Source organism: Mesorhizobium silamurunense (genome assembly GCF_014843825.1).
Taxonomy (GTDB): Bacteria; Pseudomonadota; Alphaproteobacteria; order Rhizobiales; family Rhizobiaceae; genus Mesorhizobium; species Mesorhizobium silamurunense.
Genome location: NZ_JHQR01000139.1, coordinates 1 through 15,185, shown reverse-complemented (window position 1 = coordinate 15,185; position 15,185 = coordinate 1). Strand labels below are relative to the sequence as shown.

Below are 15,185 nucleotides of genomic sequence, written 5' to 3'. Positions count from 1 at the left end.
TCAATCCCCGGCGACGAAGAACAGCCACTGGCCGGTGGGCGTGATGCCGACGCGGTAGAAGATATAGGCGCCGAACTGCTTCATGTCGTCATAGTCGCTCGCGGTGACGAGCTTGAACAGCTCGACGCGTTGCCTGGGGTCGAGCTTGTCGAGCGGCAGCGCGAAGAAATACGGCCAGACATAGAGTTCCTGCGGAGTGCCGGTGTCGACATGGACATAGCCGGCGCTGAGCACCTCTTCCAGAATGGCGAGAATCTCCTGGCCGTCGCCGTCGCCGGAGAGCCCCTTGAGGAAGGTGACCGGGTCGCCGTCGATGTCGCCGAGCGACAGCTGCGTCATGGATTCGCCCGAGCCGATCAGCGGCCGAAGTTTCTCGATGTCGCCGCTCTTGCAGGCCTCGATGATCAGGCCGTGCATGCGTTTGACCGGTTCGGGAAGCTTGTCGAGGTCGTAGACGACCGGTGGCGGCGGCGCATCCGGATCGGAGCGCGGGCTGGTGATGCCGCCGCTGCCGGTTGGCGCCTCGGGCTCGCTCTTGTCCGTGTCGTCGGCCGGCTGGCCGTCGTCGGAGGGTTTGGTGCCGGGCGGCGCCGGTATCGGCACGGTGGTTCCCGGAGCGGCCGTGTCGTTACCGGCAGGCGGCGTGACCGGCGAGGGCAGGTCCTCGCGCTGTATCTCGCTCAGCGCGTAGGATGGCGTGCTGGCGAGGCAGATCGCCAGCGGAACGGCGCAGCAGGAAGCGGCAATCCATATGCTAAGGATCAGCCCGCGTGGGCGGCCTGACATTGAAAATCTCACCCCTTGGCTCTCCATGATTCCCGGGCTCGCTAGAGCAATTCTAGGAAAAGTGTGTAACGGTTTTCCGCCCGGAATTGTGAAAAAACAAATGGCTAGGCGCGTAAGCATGATGCCCGCAGGTCGCCGTCAAAAGTCGCTATTGGAAAGCGAGCGGGCTAGTGCTTGAACCGTTCCGGCTCGAACGCGCCGGAGATGACCTTCTCGCGCATGCGGTCGAGCAGGGCCAGTGCGGAGGTTTCACCATTAGTGCGTAACATCTCGCCGAAGGCGGTCTCAAGCGCCGCCTCGGCAATGATTTCGGGCTCGATGCCGGCCGACAAGCCTTCAGCCCAGGCTTCGCTGTGGCTCTCCACGGCGGTCAGGCGCTTTTCTTCCCTGACCAACGCGTCGATGTCGCTGACACCATGTTCCATTGCGTGTCCACCTTTTCAAGCATCGATCCGGCAAGGGATCGACGATTGACTTGCCAGTTCATACGCAGCCTAGGATAAGTAATTGTAAATACGACATTTTTGCGGTCGCAATCTACATTTCGAGCTAGGCTGTGCTCGATCCGGGCCGAGCTTAGCCGATTAGGCCGGCTTTCGGCATTAAAACCTTCAGTTTGAGTTAATTCCGCATTTGCGCACTAACGTTTCATTAACACAGTTGCACAAGCGCAACACAATGATTGCACCAAGGCGCAGCCCGACACAATAAGGCGCGTCACATTGGAGCCAATTCCTGGTGGATTATGCTCAATTTCCGTAGCGGGAAGCGATATCGCGTGACAGCGTCTCGCCTTCCTTCATGTAACGGGCGATGGCCTCGGTGGCCGAAGGTGTGCATTGCGTGTAGGTGCCGCTAAAGGAGCGGTAGCCGCGGTTGAAGGAGGCGATGAAGCGGGCGCGCCGCTCGGGGTCCGGGTTTTCCGATTCGAGCAGCTTTTCCATCTCGACCCGCCACCGGTCGCCCTTCTCGCCGCATAGATTGCGCAGGAAATGCAGCGAGCCCAGCACCTCGGCGAGCCGCATCAGCCCGGGCTCGAACGGCGCCTCTGCCGCGAGTGTCGGCCGCGCCGCGACGGCCATGCTGATGGCAAGGCATGCGGCGAGGAGGGGAGAGGCGCGGGTCATCAAAGCCTTGCGATGGAAGGGTAAGGCTTTGTGGCTAAACATTTTGTCGCCTGCAAGGCGATTCTTCGAGGGTTATAGCCCAGCCTCTTGCGAAGGCCTCAGCAACTCCGCGGCTACCTCCAGCACCGCATCGGCGAGCGGCATCTCCGCCATTTCCGCCAACGTGTAGAAGGCCGCCGTCTCGGCATCGTCGCTTGCCACCGGCTCGCCGCCGGCATGGATCGCACCGAACACCGTCAGCAGATAATCGACGGCGTGATTCTCACTGATGCCGTCGATATGGATGTCGCGCAGCACGCGGTAATCCTTAGCCTCGAGCCCGGTCTCCTCCGCAAGCTCACGCGCCGCGGCTTCTTCCAGCGTTTCGCCCGGCTCGACCTTGCCGCCGGGATAGGCATAGAACCCTTGCGAGGGCGGCCGCGCGCGCTTGACCAGCAGCACCGTCTTGCCGCGCACGACGGCTACGGAGACAGCGGGGACTATCTTGCGTGGTTCCATGACGAAAGCAGCCTGTTGTGGACCGACTGGCCGGGCTCAGCATTAGCGGTTGCGGCGCCGCGGTTCCATCGCCACTTTTGTGGCGCCTCAATTCGAAGAGCCTCGATCCATGTGCGGACGCTTTGCCCTGACCGCCACGCCGGGCCAGACCGCCGCCTTTCTCGGCCTGGCGGAGCTGGAGGAGTTTCCGGCTCGCTACAACATCGCCCCGACGCAGCCGGTGCTGATGGCGCTCGCAGGTCCGCCGCGTGCGCCGGGCTCCAACCTGCCGGATCGCCAGGCGATGCTGGTGCGTTGGGGCCTGATCCCGGCCTGGGTCAAGGACACCAGGGAATTTCCGCTGCTCTTCAACGCCCGCTCGGAAGGCGTGTTGGAAAAGGCCTCGTTCAAAACCGCCATGCGCCATCGCCGCGCTCTTGTGCCGGCCTCAGGTTTCTATGAATGGCAGCAGTCGGGCAGCACTAAGGGCCAGCCCTACTGGATCCGGCCGAGGCGCGGTGGGACGATCGCTTTCGCCGGCCTGGTCGAGACCTATGCCGAGCCCGGCGGCTCCGAAATGGATACCGGCGCTATCCTGACGACCTGTGCCAATGCCGGCATCGCCCATATTCACGACCGCATGCCGGTGGTGATCGACGAGCGCGACTTCGCCCGCTGGCTGGATTGCCGCACGCAGGAGCCGCGCGACGTGCTCGACCTCTTGAAGCCTGCCGAACCCGATTTCTTCGAGGCTGTCCCGGTTTCCGACCTTGTCAACAAGGTCGCCAACACCGGGCCGGAGATTCAGGAGCGGGGTGTCGTCGGGCCTCAGCCCGAGAGGATCAGGCGCCAGAAGCCCGGCGCGGACGAAAACCAGATGACTCTGTTTTAGCGAAGGCTGTTAACGGAGGCCTTCATTCCCAGGGCGCGCATCGGCGTCGCCCTCATCGTCGGCGCCTCACTACAGGAGGTCGCGCCGGTCGTGCCTTTTCAGGCGGCGCGCGGCGAAACGATCTTCTGCGCCGGCTTCTTCTTCTTCGCGGTATGCAGAAGGGCTGCGACGATTGCCGCCGGGCCGATCGCGCGATAGTGCTTGGTGAGCGGCTGTTGCGGCGGTCGGCTCTGTTCCTGCTTGCTTCGTGGCATTGTTCTCTTCCCTGGTAACGTTTTCGTGTCCCGCGTTTGCCGGCCGATTCGGACCAAATCGTGACACCCGGCGGGTCTAGCCGGCGAATGTTTCATCACTGTGCCGACATGTTTAATAAAACGTTTCGGCCCGTCTTTACCTGTGATCCGACGACATCTTTCCCGTTTTGAGCGACTTGACGGCAACACCGCCGGGCGCGATAAGGCCGCCCATGAAAACGTCTTTCGCCATTTGTGGCATTTGCATTATTGGCTAGCCTCGCGCTGGTCCGGACGTTTTCGCCTTATCTTCCCCCAGATTGGACAAACGCCCCGGCCAGCAGGCTGGAGTCCGCTTTGCGCTTCGGCGCAAGGTGGGTTTGCGAGTAACCAACCGGGAAGGCACGCATGTCTGACGCATCGAAGGGCCTCAGCCTCTACAACACGCTAACGCGGGCGAAGGAGCGTTTCGTTCCGATCGATCCGAAAAACGTGCGCATGTATGTCTGCGGCCCGACCGTCTACGACTTTGCCCATATCGGCAATGCGCGGCCGGCGATCGTCTTCGACGTGCTGTTCCGTTTGCTGCGCCAACTCTACGGCGAAAGCCACGTCACGTATGTGCGCAACATCACGGACGTCGACGACAAGATCAACGCCAGGGCGCTTCGCGATTTCGGCGCGGAGATCGAAGCCGGCAAGCTCTCGCTCAACGATGCCATCCGCAAGGTCACCGAAAAGACCGCCGACCAGTATCACAAGGATGTCGCCGCGCTCGGCTGCCTGGAGCCGACTTTCGAGCCGCGCGCCACGGAGTTCGTCGCGCCCCGCGCGGACGGCAAGGCCGACATGCTGTCGTTGATCAGGCAGTTGATCGAGCGCGGCCACGCCTATGTCGCCGGCGGCGAGGTGCTGTTCGACACCGCCTCGATGCCGGACTATGGCGAGCTTTCGAAGCGCAATCTCGACGAGCAGCAGGCAGGCGCCCGCATTGCCGTCGATGAGCACAAGAAGAACCCCGGCGATTTCGTGCTGTGGAAGCTCTCGAGCCCCGAAGAGCCGGGCTGGGAAAGCCCGTGGGGCAGGGGCCGGCCCGGCTGGCACATCGAATGCTCGGCCATGTCGGCCGCCTATCTCGGCGAGGTCTTCGACATCCATGGCGGCGGCCTCGACCTGATCTTCCCGCACCACGAGAACGAGATCGCGCAGTCGCGCTGCGCCCACGGCACCAAGGTCATGGCCAATGTGTGGATGCACAACGGCTTCCTGCAGGTCGAGGGCCAGAAGATGTCGAAGAGCCTCGGCAATTTCTACTCGATTCATGAGTTGTTGGAGACCGAGACCTTCGGCGGCCGCAAATGGCCGGGCGAGGTGCTGAGGCTGGCGATGCTGATGACGCACTACCGCGAGCCGATCGACTTTTCCGTGCGCAAGCTGGAAGAGGCGGAAAACACGCTGCGCAAATGGAAGCGCGCGGCGGACTTGGCGCCCGCGGCGGCGAAGAACCTGCCGGCCGATGTGCTGGAAGCGCTGTCCGACGACCTCGCCACCTACGCCGCTTTCCAGCGGCTGACGCAGCTTGCCGGCGAGGCGATCGAGTTCAGCGGCGACGGCGAGAATGCCGCCGCCGCTTCGCTGAAGGCTGCACTTGCCTTCCTCGGCTTCGACGTCGGCGCCGCCAAGGTGGACGAGACGGCGGTTGCCAAGGCGATCGCGGATCGTCTGGAGTTCATCGCCGCCAGGAACTGGGCCGAGGCCGACAGGATCCGCGAGGAGCTCTTGGGGGAGGGCGTGCAGCTCAAGGACGGCAAGGACCCCGCCACGGGCCAGCGCGTGACGACGTGGGAGGTAAAGCGGTGAGGGTGCCTGCTCATATGGCGGGAACGGAGAGGTTGGCGCCAAGCACCCCCTCTGTCCTGCCGGACATCTCCCCCTCAAGGGGGGGAGATTGGACGTCGCCTTGGCTTTCGCCAATCGCAGAAGTCGATGATTGGGCGTCGTCGGCGAAGCTGCTGATCTCCCCCCTTGAGGGGGAGATGTCCGGCAGGACAGAGGGGGGCGCCTCGCGATGACCCATTATCCTGTATCTCCCGTCAATCGCGGCAATGCGCGCAAGATGCGCAAGCAAATGACAGATGCCGAATTGAAGCTTTGGAATGAGATACGCGCTCATCGGCTCATGGGACTGGCATTCCGACGTCAAATGCCGATAGCTGGCTACATTGTCGATTTTGCCTGCCCCTACAAGAAGCTGATCGTCGAGCTGGATGGCTCCCAGCACGCATCGCCTGAAGTTTCGGCGTCTGATACCGCGCGAACCGTGAGGCTTGAAGCGCTAGGCTGGACCATCCTGCGCTTCTGGAACGACGACGTGATCCGCGATATCGACAATGTCTGCCAGCACATCGTCATCGCGGCCGGCCTGGCCGGTGCCGAAGTGCCGGAACCAGCAAGGGAGGCAGTTCCATGATCGACCATCTCGGCATTAGCGTTTCCGATTTCGAAAAGTCCAAGGCCTTCTACGACAAGGCGATGGCGCCGCTGGGTGCCTCGCTGCTTTACATGGTGCCGGAGGAATATACCGGCGGCGCCAAGGTCGGCGGCTATGGCCGCGACCGGCCGGTGTTCTGGGTGAGTGCGGGCAAGGAGAAGCCGAAGGACCGCCAGCATGTCGCCTTCACCGCGCGCAGCCGCGCCGAGGTCGACGCTTTCCATGCCGCGGCGCTTGCGGCCGGCGGCAGGGACAATGGCGGGCCGGGCCTGCGCCCGCATTATCACCCCAACTATTACTGGGCCTTCGTCTTCGATCCCGACGGCAACAATGTCGAGGCGGTCTGCCATGATCCGGAGTGAGCCCGTGAATCGGCCCATGAATCGGAGCGAGCCATGAGCCTCGACAACCGCTATACGGGCGGCTGCCAGTGCGGCGCGGTGCGCTTCCGCGTCGAGGGCACGCTGGGTGATGCCTCGATCTGCCATTGCCGCATGTGCCAGAAGGCGAGCGGCAATTTCTATCTGCCGCTGGTCTCGGTGCGTGGCGCCAGGCTCGACTGGACGCGCGGCGAGCCGAAGCGCTTCCGCTCGTCCAGCGCGGCATGGCGCGGCTTCTGCGCCGAATGCGGCACGCCGCTGACCTTCGAGGCGCCGGACGGCGTGGCGCTGGCGATCGCCGCCTTCGACGATCCGGCCGGCATCGCGCCGACGATCCAATGGGGCGTCGAGGCGAAGCTGCCCTATGTCGACGGTATTCCGAAACTGCCGTCCGAGGCCACGATGGCCGACATTTCGTCCGCGCCTTATCTTGCCGAGCTCGTCTCCTATCAACATCCCGATCACGACACCGACCGATGGCCGCCGGAGGAAAGACCATGACCGACCAAGTTCGAACAGGCGGCTGCCAATGCGGCGCCGTGCGCTTCCGCATCAAGGGCAAGCTTGGCCGCCCGTCCATCTGCCACTGCCGCATGTGCCAAAAGCAATTCGGCAATTTCTTCGGCGCGCTGGTGACGGTGCCGAAGGACGGCGTCGAATGGACCCATGAGGAGCCGAGCTATTTCCAGTCCTCGGTCAATATCGATCGCGGTTTCTGCCGCCGCTGCGGCACGCCGCTGACCTACCGCCAGCCCGGCGCGCTGGAGATCGCCATCGGCGCCTTCGACGACCGCTCGGATCTGGCGCCGCAGATCCAGGTCAACTACGCGGTGCGGCTGCCCTGGGTGGAGAAGATCTTCGAGGCGCCGATCCATGACGACCCCGATTACTATCGACGGCAGGAGCAGATCATCTCCTTCCAGCATCCCGACCGCGAGACGGCCAACTGGCCGCAGCAGGGCCTAAAACTATGACGATCCACGCCAGTTCCTTGCGCACGCTTTATCCAGAGATCGAGCCGTTTGAGACCGGCATGCTCGATGTCGGCGACGGCCACACCATCTACTGGGAGCGTTCCGGCACCAAGGGCGCCAAGCCGGCCGTGTTCCTGCATGGCGGCCCGGGCGGCACGATTTCGCCAAAACACCGGCGGCTGTTCGACCCGAAACTCTACGACGTCATCCTGTTCGACCAGCGCGGCTGCGGGAAATCGACGCCCAACGCCTCGCTGGAAGCCAACACCACCTGGCATCTCATCGCCGACATCGAGCGGCTGCGCGAGATGGCGGGCTTCGACAAATGGCTGGTCTTCGGCGGCTCCTGGGGCTCGACGCTGGCACTCGCCTATTCCGAGACGCATCCGGAGCGCGTCAGCGAGCTCGTCGTGCGCGGCATCTACACGCTCACCCGCGCCGAGCTCGAATGGTACTATCAGTTCGGCGTCTCGGAGATGTTCCCCGACAAGTGGGAGCGTTTTCTCGCGCCGATCCCCGAGGCAGAGCGCGGCGACATGATGGCCGCCTACCGCAAGCGGCTGGTGGGCACGGACCGTAAGGCACAGGTCGAGGCAGCCCTTGCCTGGAGCCTCTGGGAAGGCGAGACGATCACGCTCCTGCCGGAGCCTGAAACTAGCACGCCCTTCGGCCAGGACGATTATGCGGTGGCGTTTGCCCGCATCGAGAACCACTATTTCGTCCACGCCGGCTGGCTGGAGGAAGGTCAGCTGCTGCGCGACGCGTGGAAGCTCAAGGACATTCCCGGCACCATCGTCCACGGCCGCTACGACATGCCGTGCCCGGCACGCTATGCCTGGGCGCTGCACAAGGCCTGGCCGAAGGCCGATTTCCACCTCATCGAAGGCGCCGGCCATGCCTATTCGGAGCCGGGGATTTTGGATCGGCTGATCCGGGCGACGGATCGGTTTGCGGGGAAATGACGATGCCTGCTTGCGCTCTACGGTGAAGGATCGCAGCTTTTCGAGCTACAGCCATGACAAAACACCGCCTCTATCTCTTCGACACCACCCTCCGCGACGGCCAGCAGACGCCGGGCATCGACTTTTCCGTCGAGGACAAGATCGCGATTGCGAAGCTCCTCGACGAGTTCGGCATCGACTATGTCGAGGGCGGTTATCCCGGCGCCAACCCTACCGACACCGCCTTCTTCCAGAAGAAGCGCACGGCGAATGCCAGTTTCGTCGCCTTCGGCATGACCAAGCGGGCAGGGGTCTCCGCGTCCAACGATCCGGGGCTGGCGGCGATCGTGCAGTCGAAATCCGATGCCATCTGCTTCGTCGCCAAGAGCTGGGACTACCATGTGCGCGTCGCGCTCGGCTGCACCAACGAGGAGAATTTGGAGTCCATAAAAGTCTCGGTCGAGACAGCCGTCGCAGCGGGCAAGGAAGCGATGGTCGACTGCGAGCATTTCTTCGACGGCTTCAAGGCCAATCCTGGCTATGCGCTGGCCTGCGCCAAGACCGCCTACGACGCCGGCGCGCGCTGGGTGGTGCTGTGCGACACCAATGGCGGCACGCAGCCCTCGGAGGTGCGCGCCATCGTCGAGACGGTTATCGCCGGTGGCATCCCGGGCGACCATCTCGGTATCCACGCGCATGACGACACCGGCCAGGCGGTGGCCAATTCGCTCGCCGCCGTCGAGGCCGGCGTGCGCCAGATCCAGGGCACGCTGAACGGCATCGGCGAGCGCTGCGGCAACGCCAATCTGATCTCCATCATCCCGACGCTTTCGCTGAAGCCTGCCTTCGCCGATCGCTTCGAAACAGGCATTTCGGCCGAGGCGCTGACCGGCATCTCGCGGCTCTCCCGCGCCTTCGACGAATTGCTCAACCGCGCCCCGGAAGCGCAGGCGCCCTATGTCGGCTCGTCCGCCTTCGCCACCAAGGCCGGCATCCATGCCTCGGCGCTCGCCAAGGAGCCGGCGACCTACGAGCATGTGCCGCCGGAAGCGGTCGGCAACCGCCGCCGCGTCATGGTCTCCGACCAGGGCGGCAAGGCCAATTTCCTAGCCGAGCTGAAGCGGCGCGGTATTGAGATGCCGAAGGACGATTACCGGCTCGACGCGCTGATCGCCGTCGTCAAGGAGCGCGAGGCCGAAGGCTATGCCTATGAGGGCGCCGACGCCTCGTTCGAGCTGCTGGCCCGCAAGATGCTGCACGGCCTGCCGGAGTTCTTCAACGTCACCTCGTTCCGCTGCATGGTCGAGCGCCGCTTCGATGCCAACGGCAATCTGAAGACCGTGTCCGAGGCCATCGTAAAAGTGCTGGTCGACGGTGAGGAGAAGATGTCGGTGGCCGAAGGTCATGGCCCCGTCAATGCGCTCGACATCGCGCTGCGCAAGGATCTCGGCAAATACCAGAGCGAGATCGTCGACCTCGAGCTTGCCGACTTCAAGGTGCGTATCCTCAACGGCGGCACCGAGGCCATCACCCGCGTTCTCGTCGAATCGCACGATTCCACCGGCGCCCGCTGGTGGACGGTCGGCGTGTCGGAAAACATTATCGACGCCTCCTTCCAGGCGCTGATGGATTCGATCGTCTACAAGCTGATGAAGAACCGCGAGATGGCCGGGCTGGTGGCGGCGGAGTAGGGCTGCCGTTTTTTCCTCGCCCCCGCAAAGCGGGGGAGAGGTGGTCCGGCGAAGCCGGGACGGAGCGGGGGGCGACCTTCGTGAAGCCAGAGTCCGAGAAGAATAGGACTCGATTGCCTCATGCCGCCCGTCTGGGCTCCAAATCACCGTTTCCGCGCTCTACGAAGACGCCGCCCTTGAACCATCAGCGGAAGTCCGTTGATCCATCATAATTTTGCGATGGTCTTGAATGTCCGGCTGGGCCATAGCGTTGGGCCATGGTCACCGAAACAGCTCTCCTCGACGCAGACACCAAGGCCCGCCGTGGCTTCCTGCTGGCGCTCGGCGCCTATTTCCTGTGGGGGCTGCTACCCTTCTACATGAAGGCGGTGGCGCATCTGCCGCTCGCCGAGGTGATCGCCAACCGCGTCGTCTGGTCGGTGCCGATCGCCGCTGCCGTGTTGATCTGGGCAGGTCGAACGGCCGATTTCAAGGTCGCGATCCGCACGCCGAAGAGCATCAGTATGGCGGCGCTGACGGCGGTACTGATTTCGATCAACTGGGGCATCTATGTCTGGGCAATCGCCGTCGACCGCACCGTCGAGACCGCGCTCGGCTATTACATCAATCCGCTGGTCAGCGTCGTCGTAGGCGCGCTGCTGCTCGGTGAGCGGCTGGACCGGCTGCAGATCGCGGCGGTGGCGCTGGCAGCGATCGCGGTGGCGGTACTCACCGTCGAGGCCGGCAAATTGCCCTGGGTATCGCTGGCGCTGGCCTTTTCCTTTGCCGCCTACGGCTTCTTCCGCAAGACGCTGCCGATCGGCCCGAGCCAGGGCTTCCTGCTCGAAGTGCTGCTGCTCTCGGTGCCGGCGCTCTGCTACATCGCCTACCTGATCGCCACCGGCCAGGACCATTTCATCTCCAGCAACGCCACGGACACCGCGCTGCTGATCGGCTGCGGACCGGTGACCGCGGTGCCGCTGCTGCTCTTTGCCTTCGGCGCCAGGCTGCTTCGCCTCTCCACCATCGGCATCATGCAGTACATCGCGCCGACCATGGTCTTCCTGATCGCCGTGCTGATCTTCGACGAGCCCTTCGGCACCACGCAGGCCATCGCCTTCGCGCTGATCTGGACGGCGCTTGCGATTTACAGTTGGTCGATGTTCAGGGGCCGGGAGGTCCGCCAGCCGGCGCCGGCGACGAGATAAAGCAATTCGAGGAAAAGCGTGAAGCGCTTTTCCGTCCGGAATTGCGTCAAAACAAGGAGGGGGCGCCTAATGTACGTTCTGCACATTGGCAACAAGAACTATTCGTCCTGGTCGCTGCGGCCGTGGGTGCTGATGCGTACCCTCGAAATTCCCTTTGAGGAGCGGCTGACGCCGTTCCCGACCGGATCGAGTTTCAGCCTCTTCCGGTCGTTCTCGCCGAATGGCCGCGTGCCGTGCCTGGTCGATGACGGCTGGGCGGTCTGGGATTCGCTCGCCATCGCGGAATATCTAGCCGAGCGCCATCAGGGCGTCTGGCCGGCGGACGCCAGGGCGCGCGCCTGGGCACGCTCGGCCGCCGCCGAAATGCATTCGAGCTTCACCGCACTCCGCAACCTGTGCCCGATGAGCTGCGGCGTGCGCGTCGAGCCGTTCCCGATGTCCGGCGCGCTGAAGCACGATCTCTTCCGCCTCGGCGACCTCTGGAACGACGGCCTCGTCCGTTTCGGCGGACCGTTCCTGGCCGGCGACCGCTTCAGCGCCGTCGATGCCTTCTTTGCCCCGGTGGCCTTCCGGGCGCAGTCCTACGGCTTGGCGTTCGAGGGCGCTGCCGCCGCCTATCCGAAGCGGTTGCTCGACATCCCTGCAATGCGCGAATGGTACGAGGCCGGCCTCGCCGAGACATGGCGCGAGCCTGACCATGAGGCGGAAGTCCACGCCGCCGGCACCCTCGTCGAGGATCTGCGCGCAAGCGCGTAAGGCGCTAACCGCGCCCGAATCGCCGAACGATCATGTAGACGATACCGGCGATCGCGATCGATATCGCCGTCACCAGCCAGAAACCCAGCGGCGTATCGACCAGCGGCAGCCCGCCGACATTCATGCCGAACAGGCCCGAGATGATGGTCATCGGCAACAGCACCGCCGTCATGACGGAGAGTATGTAGAGCAGCTGGTTCGACTGTTCGGTCAGTTTCGCCATCAGCTCGTCCTGCAGAAGCCGGGTTCGCGCCTGCAACTGCTCGCCGTCGTGATGCAGCGTGTGCGCGCGGTGCGAGAGGCGTGTGGCCATGTCGTTGATCGGATCCGGCAGGTCGTCGCGATGCGAATGATCGAGATGGCGGAAGAGGTTGGTGAGCGTGGCCATCTGGCGGTGGATGATCACCAGATGCCGCCGCGCATCGACCAGCGCCTGCCGCTCGCTATGCCATGCGTCGCAGACGATGCGGTCTTCGATGCCGTCGAGCGTGTCGCCCATCTTGTCGAGCTCGCCCGCCATGCCGTCGAGCGACTGGCCCATCACCGCCTCGATCAGCTCGGACGGTGAGCGGAATTTGCGCGTGCCGCTCTCGACCAGCTTGCGTATCTTGTCGACCGACTCCAGCGGCTGCTTGCGCGCGCCGATCAGCATCTTCTCGTTGAAGGCGAAGCGGAAATGCGTGAGCCCGCGCGCCTCGGCGAAGTCGTGCCGGAGATCCGGCAGATCGCCGTAGAGGAAGTCGTCCTCGAAGTCGATATGGCAGCCGTGGCTGGGCGAAAGGAAGGCCTCGCGCACCGGCGTCGGCAGAGCCTGCTCGGCGCCGATCTCCTTGCGGGCGCGCATGTCCGATATCTGATAGCTGCGCCACGTCCAGTGCGCCTCGGCGGGGTCCTTGGTGCGCACACCTTCCGCGGTGAAATGATAGATGAAGAACAGGCCGTGCTCGTCTGGCAAATAGGGCGACAGGTCGGTGCCTTCGTTGGGGACAGCGATATTCATGGCGGCTTCGCCGGCTGTTGATGCGGTCGGGTCGCGGGGGGCGGCCAGGCGGCGTTCTAACACGCACAACCCCGATTGCGTGTGACAGTCCGATGACGATCGGCGCCCCGCTGGCCTTCGCGCCATTGCGATAGCAATTCCGTGCTTCCCGAAAAATTCTTCCGCTTCCCGGGAATAAAGCCCGGACGTTCCGGGTCTTGCTGTGTAGCGAGGCCATCCTCCCAAGGCACGCATCAACAAATTCGAGAAGGAATAGCCATGAACAGAACCGTCCTTACCCTTGCCGCCATCCTCGTTGCCACCGGCGGCGCCTTTGCCGGCAGCGATCATTTTTCCTCGACCAATGCCGGTCAGCCGGCCGCTGCCGTCGACACCACCTACACCGCTTCGATCGCGAAGCCGGACATGGCCCGCCACGACATGAAGCCGGCGGCCAAGATCGCTGCGGAAGAGCCCGGCCAGGGCATTTGGGGTCGCTGAGCTAGGGCCTGGACCGAAGGTCCGGGCCGGTGAGGAAGGCACGCCTCGCCGGGTCCGAAACCAGAAGTCCCGGCCTCCCGGCATCGCAGGTCCCAGTCAGACCTGTCGGTTCCGGTTTCGCAGTCGGCGGAGGGCAGCACCGGCGCCCTCCGCCATTCTCCGCATGTTCGACCAAGTGCCGCCATCACCGCCAACCGCAGCCACTAGAGGAGACTTCTGATGTTCAACATGACACGCCGAATGGTGCTTGGATCTGCCGCGGCCGCAGCCGCCTTCGGCATTGCCGGCAAGCTGGAATTCGCCCCCGCGGCTCACGCCGAAACCCCGGTCGAGCCGCTGGTCGGCTTCTACAAATACAAGGTGGGCTCGCTCAAGGTCACCGCCGTCTATGACGGCATTTGGCGCAAGCCCCACGACCCGGCCTTCATCAAGGACGTCTCGGTCGACGACACCAAGGCGGCGCTCGCCAAGGCGGGGCTGACCACTGATTTCATGCCGATCCCGCTGACCGTCGTGGTGCTGCAGATGAACGGCCGCACCATCATGATGGATGCCGGTTCCGGCGTCGGCCAGTGGCAGGCCAACGCCACGCATCTGCCGGCCAACATGAAGGCCGCCGGCATCGACTACAAGGCGATCGACACCGTCATGATCTCGCATTTCCACCCGGACCATGTCTGGGGCTTGATGGAGAAGGGCACCAACGCGCCGGTCTTCCCGAATGCGGAGCTGATCGTCAACGCCACCGAATACAATTGGTGGACCGACCCCAGCCGGCTCGCCAAGCTGCCCGAAGGCCGCAAGCCGGCGGGCAAGCGCATCGCCGAAAACTTCCCGAAGTGGAAGAACTGGAAGCTGGTCGACGACGGCACGGAAGTGGTGCCCGGCATCCGCATCATGGCGGCGCCCGGCCACACGCCCGGCCACTCCGTCTACCATGTCGATGCCGGCTCCGAGCAGTTCCTCGTCTCGGCCGACACCATGTACGTGCCGGCGCTGCTTGCCCCGCATCCCGAATGGCAGGGCGCCTACGACCAGGACGGGCCGATGGCGATCACCACAAGGCACAAGCTCATCGACCAGGTGATCGCCGACAACGTCCGCATCTGCGGCTCGCACTTCCCGTTCCCTGGCACCGGCAGCTTCGTCAAGGACGGCAACGCCTATGCCTTCACCCCGACCCAGATCTGAATCGAATTCCGAAGACAAAGAGACAACTCCAATGAAACATGCACTTTTCGCGGTGCTCGGCGCCATTGCGGTGCTGACCGCAGCCCCGATCGCCATCGCCGTGCCGGCCTATGCCGTGGACGACATCGAAGGCGCCGACGCGCCGGACCTGACGGCCGTGAAGGCCAAGATCGACGCCAAAGACTATCACGGCGCGCTGGCCGACCTGCGCGACCTTGCACAGGACACCCAACAGGCCGACGTCTATAATCTGCTCGGGTTCACGCTGCGCAAGACCGGCGACTACCAAACCTCGCTCACCTACTACAGCAAGGCGCTGGAGCTTAAGCCCGACCACAAGGCCGCCCATGAATATCTTGGCGAGCTCTATGTCGAGACCGGCGACATGGCCAAGGCCAAGGAGCAGCTCGCCTCGCTGCAAAAGCTCTGCCCGGCGGGCTGCGTGGAGCTTTCGGACCTTAAGCAGGCCATCGACACCAAGGTGACGAAGTAACGCGACCTGTTTCCTCGCCCCCACAAAGTGGGGGAGAGGTGGCCGCGAATCGGCCGGAGAGATCCCATGAGGCGACGGGCGGCGGA

19 protein-coding genes are annotated in these 15,185 nt (G+C 63.9%); 13 read left to right on the top strand and 6 right to left on the bottom strand.

All coding sequences use genetic code 11. The features are described from left to right. From DH10_RS16165 to DH10_RS16150, 4 genes are all read right to left on the bottom strand, one after another. Positions 1–798, bottom strand: coding sequence for a hypothetical protein (locus DH10_RS16165; protein WP_192244447.1), 798 nt, complete (start codon positions 796–798; stop codon positions 1–3). 155 nt (positions 799–953) lie between these two features. After that, entirely contained in the window at positions 954–1,211 is a 258-nt protein-coding gene (locus DH10_RS16160) for a hypothetical protein (RefSeq protein WP_192244445.1), read from the bottom strand. Positions 1,212–1,535: 324 nt separating this feature from the next. After that, positions 1,536–1,913: a TIGR02301 family protein gene (locus DH10_RS16155; protein ID WP_192244527.1), complete on the bottom strand. Its 378-nt coding sequence runs from the start codon at positions 1,911–1,913 to the stop codon at positions 1,536–1,538. Between the two features lie 72 nt (positions 1,914–1,985). After that, the gene (locus tag DH10_RS16150; protein ID WP_192244442.1) at positions 1,986–2,411 is read right to left on the bottom strand and encodes an NUDIX domain-containing protein; all 426 of its coding nucleotides are present in this window, start codon (positions 2,409–2,411) and stop codon (positions 1,986–1,988) included. A gap of 109 nt (positions 2,412–2,520) precedes the next feature. On the opposite strand from DH10_RS16150, the gene DH10_RS16145 reads away from it, so the two are divergent. Continuing rightward, on the top strand, positions 2,521–3,282 hold the full coding sequence (locus DH10_RS16145; RefSeq protein WP_192244440.1) for an SOS response-associated peptidase: 762 nt from the start codon (positions 2,521–2,523) through the stop codon (positions 3,280–3,282). A 98-nt stretch (positions 3,283–3,380) separates the two neighbouring features. Here DH10_RS16145 and DH10_RS16140 read toward each other — a convergent pair whose 3' ends face one another. Then, on the bottom strand, positions 3,381–3,536 hold the full coding sequence (locus tag DH10_RS16140) for a hypothetical protein (protein WP_096874974.1): 156 nt from the start codon (positions 3,534–3,536) through the stop codon (positions 3,381–3,383). A gap of 387 nt (positions 3,537–3,923) precedes the next feature. On the opposite strand from DH10_RS16140, the gene cysS reads away from it, so the two are divergent. The 9 genes from cysS (at position 3,924) to DH10_RS16095 (ending at position 11,935) form a co-directional block, all read left to right on the top strand. Continuing rightward, the gene (gene cysS, locus DH10_RS16135; RefSeq protein WP_192244438.1) at positions 3,924–5,375 is read left to right on the top strand and encodes a cysteine--tRNA ligase; all 1,452 of its coding nucleotides are present in this window, start codon (positions 3,924–3,926) and stop codon (positions 5,373–5,375) included. 208 nt (positions 5,376–5,583) lie between these two features. Then, on the top strand, positions 5,584–5,985 hold the full coding sequence (locus DH10_RS16130; RefSeq protein ID WP_192244436.1) for an endonuclease domain-containing protein: 402 nt from the start codon (positions 5,584–5,586) through the stop codon (positions 5,983–5,985). Continuing rightward, positions 5,982–6,368 (top strand): VOC family protein, encoded by a 387-nt coding sequence (locus tag DH10_RS16125; protein ID WP_192244434.1) that lies wholly within the window; start codon positions 5,982–5,984, stop codon positions 6,366–6,368. Before DH10_RS16130 ends, DH10_RS16125 begins: the two co-directional genes overlap by 4 nt. A gap of 33 nt (positions 6,369–6,401) precedes the next feature. Continuing rightward, complete coding sequence (locus tag DH10_RS16120) at positions 6,402–6,887, top strand: GFA family protein (RefSeq protein WP_192384987.1); 486 nt, start codon at positions 6,402–6,404, stop codon at positions 6,885–6,887. Further along, entirely contained in the window at positions 6,884–7,360 is a 477-nt protein-coding gene (locus tag DH10_RS16115; protein ID WP_192244430.1) for a GFA family protein, read from the top strand. Before DH10_RS16120 ends, DH10_RS16115 begins: the two co-directional genes overlap by 4 nt. Continuing rightward, entirely contained in the window at positions 7,357–8,322 is a 966-nt protein-coding gene (pip, locus tag DH10_RS16110; RefSeq protein ID WP_192244428.1) for a prolyl aminopeptidase, read from the top strand. Before DH10_RS16115 ends, pip begins: the two co-directional genes overlap by 4 nt. Positions 8,323–8,375: 53 nt before the next feature. After that, a complete protein-coding gene (gene cimA, locus DH10_RS16105; RefSeq protein ID WP_192244426.1) occupies positions 8,376–9,992 on the top strand; it encodes a citramalate synthase in 1,617 nt (538 codons plus the stop codon). Between the two features lie 257 nt (positions 9,993–10,249). After that, positions 10,250–11,179: an EamA family transporter RarD gene (gene rarD, locus DH10_RS16100; RefSeq protein WP_192244424.1), complete on the top strand. Its 930-nt coding sequence runs from the start codon at positions 10,250–10,252 to the stop codon at positions 11,177–11,179. A 69-nt stretch (positions 11,180–11,248) separates the two neighbouring features. Then, the gene (locus DH10_RS16095) at positions 11,249–11,935 is read left to right on the top strand and encodes a glutathione S-transferase family protein (RefSeq protein ID WP_192244422.1); all 687 of its coding nucleotides are present in this window, start codon (positions 11,249–11,251) and stop codon (positions 11,933–11,935) included. A gap of 4 nt (positions 11,936–11,939) precedes the next feature. Here DH10_RS16095 and DH10_RS16090 read toward each other — a convergent pair whose 3' ends face one another. Then, a complete protein-coding gene (locus DH10_RS16090) occupies positions 11,940–12,935 on the bottom strand; it encodes a transporter (RefSeq protein ID WP_192244420.1) in 996 nt (331 codons plus the stop codon). A 258-nt stretch (positions 12,936–13,193) separates the two neighbouring features. Here DH10_RS16090 and DH10_RS16085 point away from each other — a divergent pair, with 258 nt between their 5' ends. The 3 genes from DH10_RS16085 (at position 13,194) to DH10_RS16075 (ending at position 15,099) form a co-directional block, all read left to right on the top strand. After that, positions 13,194–13,415: a DUF680 domain-containing protein gene (locus DH10_RS16085; protein WP_192244418.1), complete on the top strand. Its 222-nt coding sequence runs from the start codon at positions 13,194–13,196 to the stop codon at positions 13,413–13,415. Between the two features lie 219 nt (positions 13,416–13,634). Continuing rightward, positions 13,635–14,606 (top strand): MBL fold metallo-hydrolase, encoded by a 972-nt coding sequence (locus DH10_RS16080; protein WP_192244416.1) that lies wholly within the window; start codon positions 13,635–13,637, stop codon positions 14,604–14,606. Positions 14,607–14,637: 31 nt separating this feature from the next. Then, complete coding sequence (locus tag DH10_RS16075) at positions 14,638–15,099, top strand: tetratricopeptide repeat protein (RefSeq protein WP_192244414.1); 462 nt, start codon at positions 14,638–14,640, stop codon at positions 15,097–15,099. The last annotated feature ends 86 nt before the right edge of the window (positions 15,100–15,185 follow it).

What these genes read in the sequence shown, in the direction of transcription:
- cysS (WP_192244438.1), top strand. Translation starts at nt 3,924, where the DNA reads ATGTCTGACGCATCGAAGGGCCTCAGCCTCTACAACACGCTAACGCGG.
- DH10_RS16145 (WP_192244440.1), top strand. Translation starts at nt 2,521, where the DNA reads ATGTGCGGACGCTTTGCCCTGACCGCCACGCCGGGCCAGACCGCCGCC.
- cimA (WP_192244426.1), top strand. Translation starts at nt 8,376, where the DNA reads ATGACAAAACACCGCCTCTATCTCTTCGACACCACCCTCCGCGACGGC.
- DH10_RS16125 (WP_192244434.1), top strand. Translation starts at nt 5,982, where the DNA reads ATGATCGACCATCTCGGCATTAGCGTTTCCGATTTCGAAAAGTCCAAG.
- DH10_RS16150 (WP_192244442.1), bottom strand. Translation starts at nt 2,411, where the DNA reads ATGGAACCACGCAAGATAGTCCCCGCTGTCTCCGTAGCCGTCGTGCGC.
- DH10_RS16095 (WP_192244422.1), top strand. Translation starts at nt 11,249, where the DNA reads ATGTACGTTCTGCACATTGGCAACAAGAACTATTCGTCCTGGTCGCTG.
- rarD (WP_192244424.1), top strand. Translation starts at nt 10,250, where the DNA reads ATGGTCACCGAAACAGCTCTCCTCGACGCAGACACCAAGGCCCGCCGT.
- DH10_RS16115 (WP_192244430.1), top strand. Translation starts at nt 6,884, where the DNA reads ATGACCGACCAAGTTCGAACAGGCGGCTGCCAATGCGGCGCCGTGCGC.
- pip (WP_192244428.1), top strand. Translation starts at nt 7,357, where the DNA reads ATGACGATCCACGCCAGTTCCTTGCGCACGCTTTATCCAGAGATCGAG.
- DH10_RS16090 (WP_192244420.1), bottom strand. Translation starts at nt 12,935, where the DNA reads ATGAATATCGCTGTCCCCAACGAAGGCACCGACCTGTCGCCCTATTTG.
- DH10_RS16160 (WP_192244445.1), bottom strand. Translation starts at nt 1,211, where the DNA reads ATGGAACATGGTGTCAGCGACATCGACGCGTTGGTCAGGGAAGAAAAG.
- DH10_RS16130 (WP_192244436.1), top strand. Translation starts at nt 5,584, where the DNA reads ATGACCCATTATCCTGTATCTCCCGTCAATCGCGGCAATGCGCGCAAG.
- DH10_RS16140 (WP_096874974.1), bottom strand. Translation starts at nt 3,536, where the DNA reads ATGCCACGAAGCAAGCAGGAACAGAGCCGACCGCCGCAACAGCCGCTC.
- DH10_RS16080 (WP_192244416.1), top strand. Translation starts at nt 13,635, where the DNA reads ATGTTCAACATGACACGCCGAATGGTGCTTGGATCTGCCGCGGCCGCA.
- DH10_RS16155 (WP_192244527.1), bottom strand. Translation starts at nt 1,913, where the DNA reads ATGACCCGCGCCTCTCCCCTCCTCGCCGCATGCCTTGCCATCAGCATG.
- DH10_RS16120 (WP_192384987.1), top strand. Translation starts at nt 6,402, where the DNA reads ATGAGCCTCGACAACCGCTATACGGGCGGCTGCCAGTGCGGCGCGGTG.
- DH10_RS16085 (WP_192244418.1), top strand. Translation starts at nt 13,194, where the DNA reads ATGAACAGAACCGTCCTTACCCTTGCCGCCATCCTCGTTGCCACCGGC.
- DH10_RS16075 (WP_192244414.1), top strand. Translation starts at nt 14,638, where the DNA reads ATGAAACATGCACTTTTCGCGGTGCTCGGCGCCATTGCGGTGCTGACC.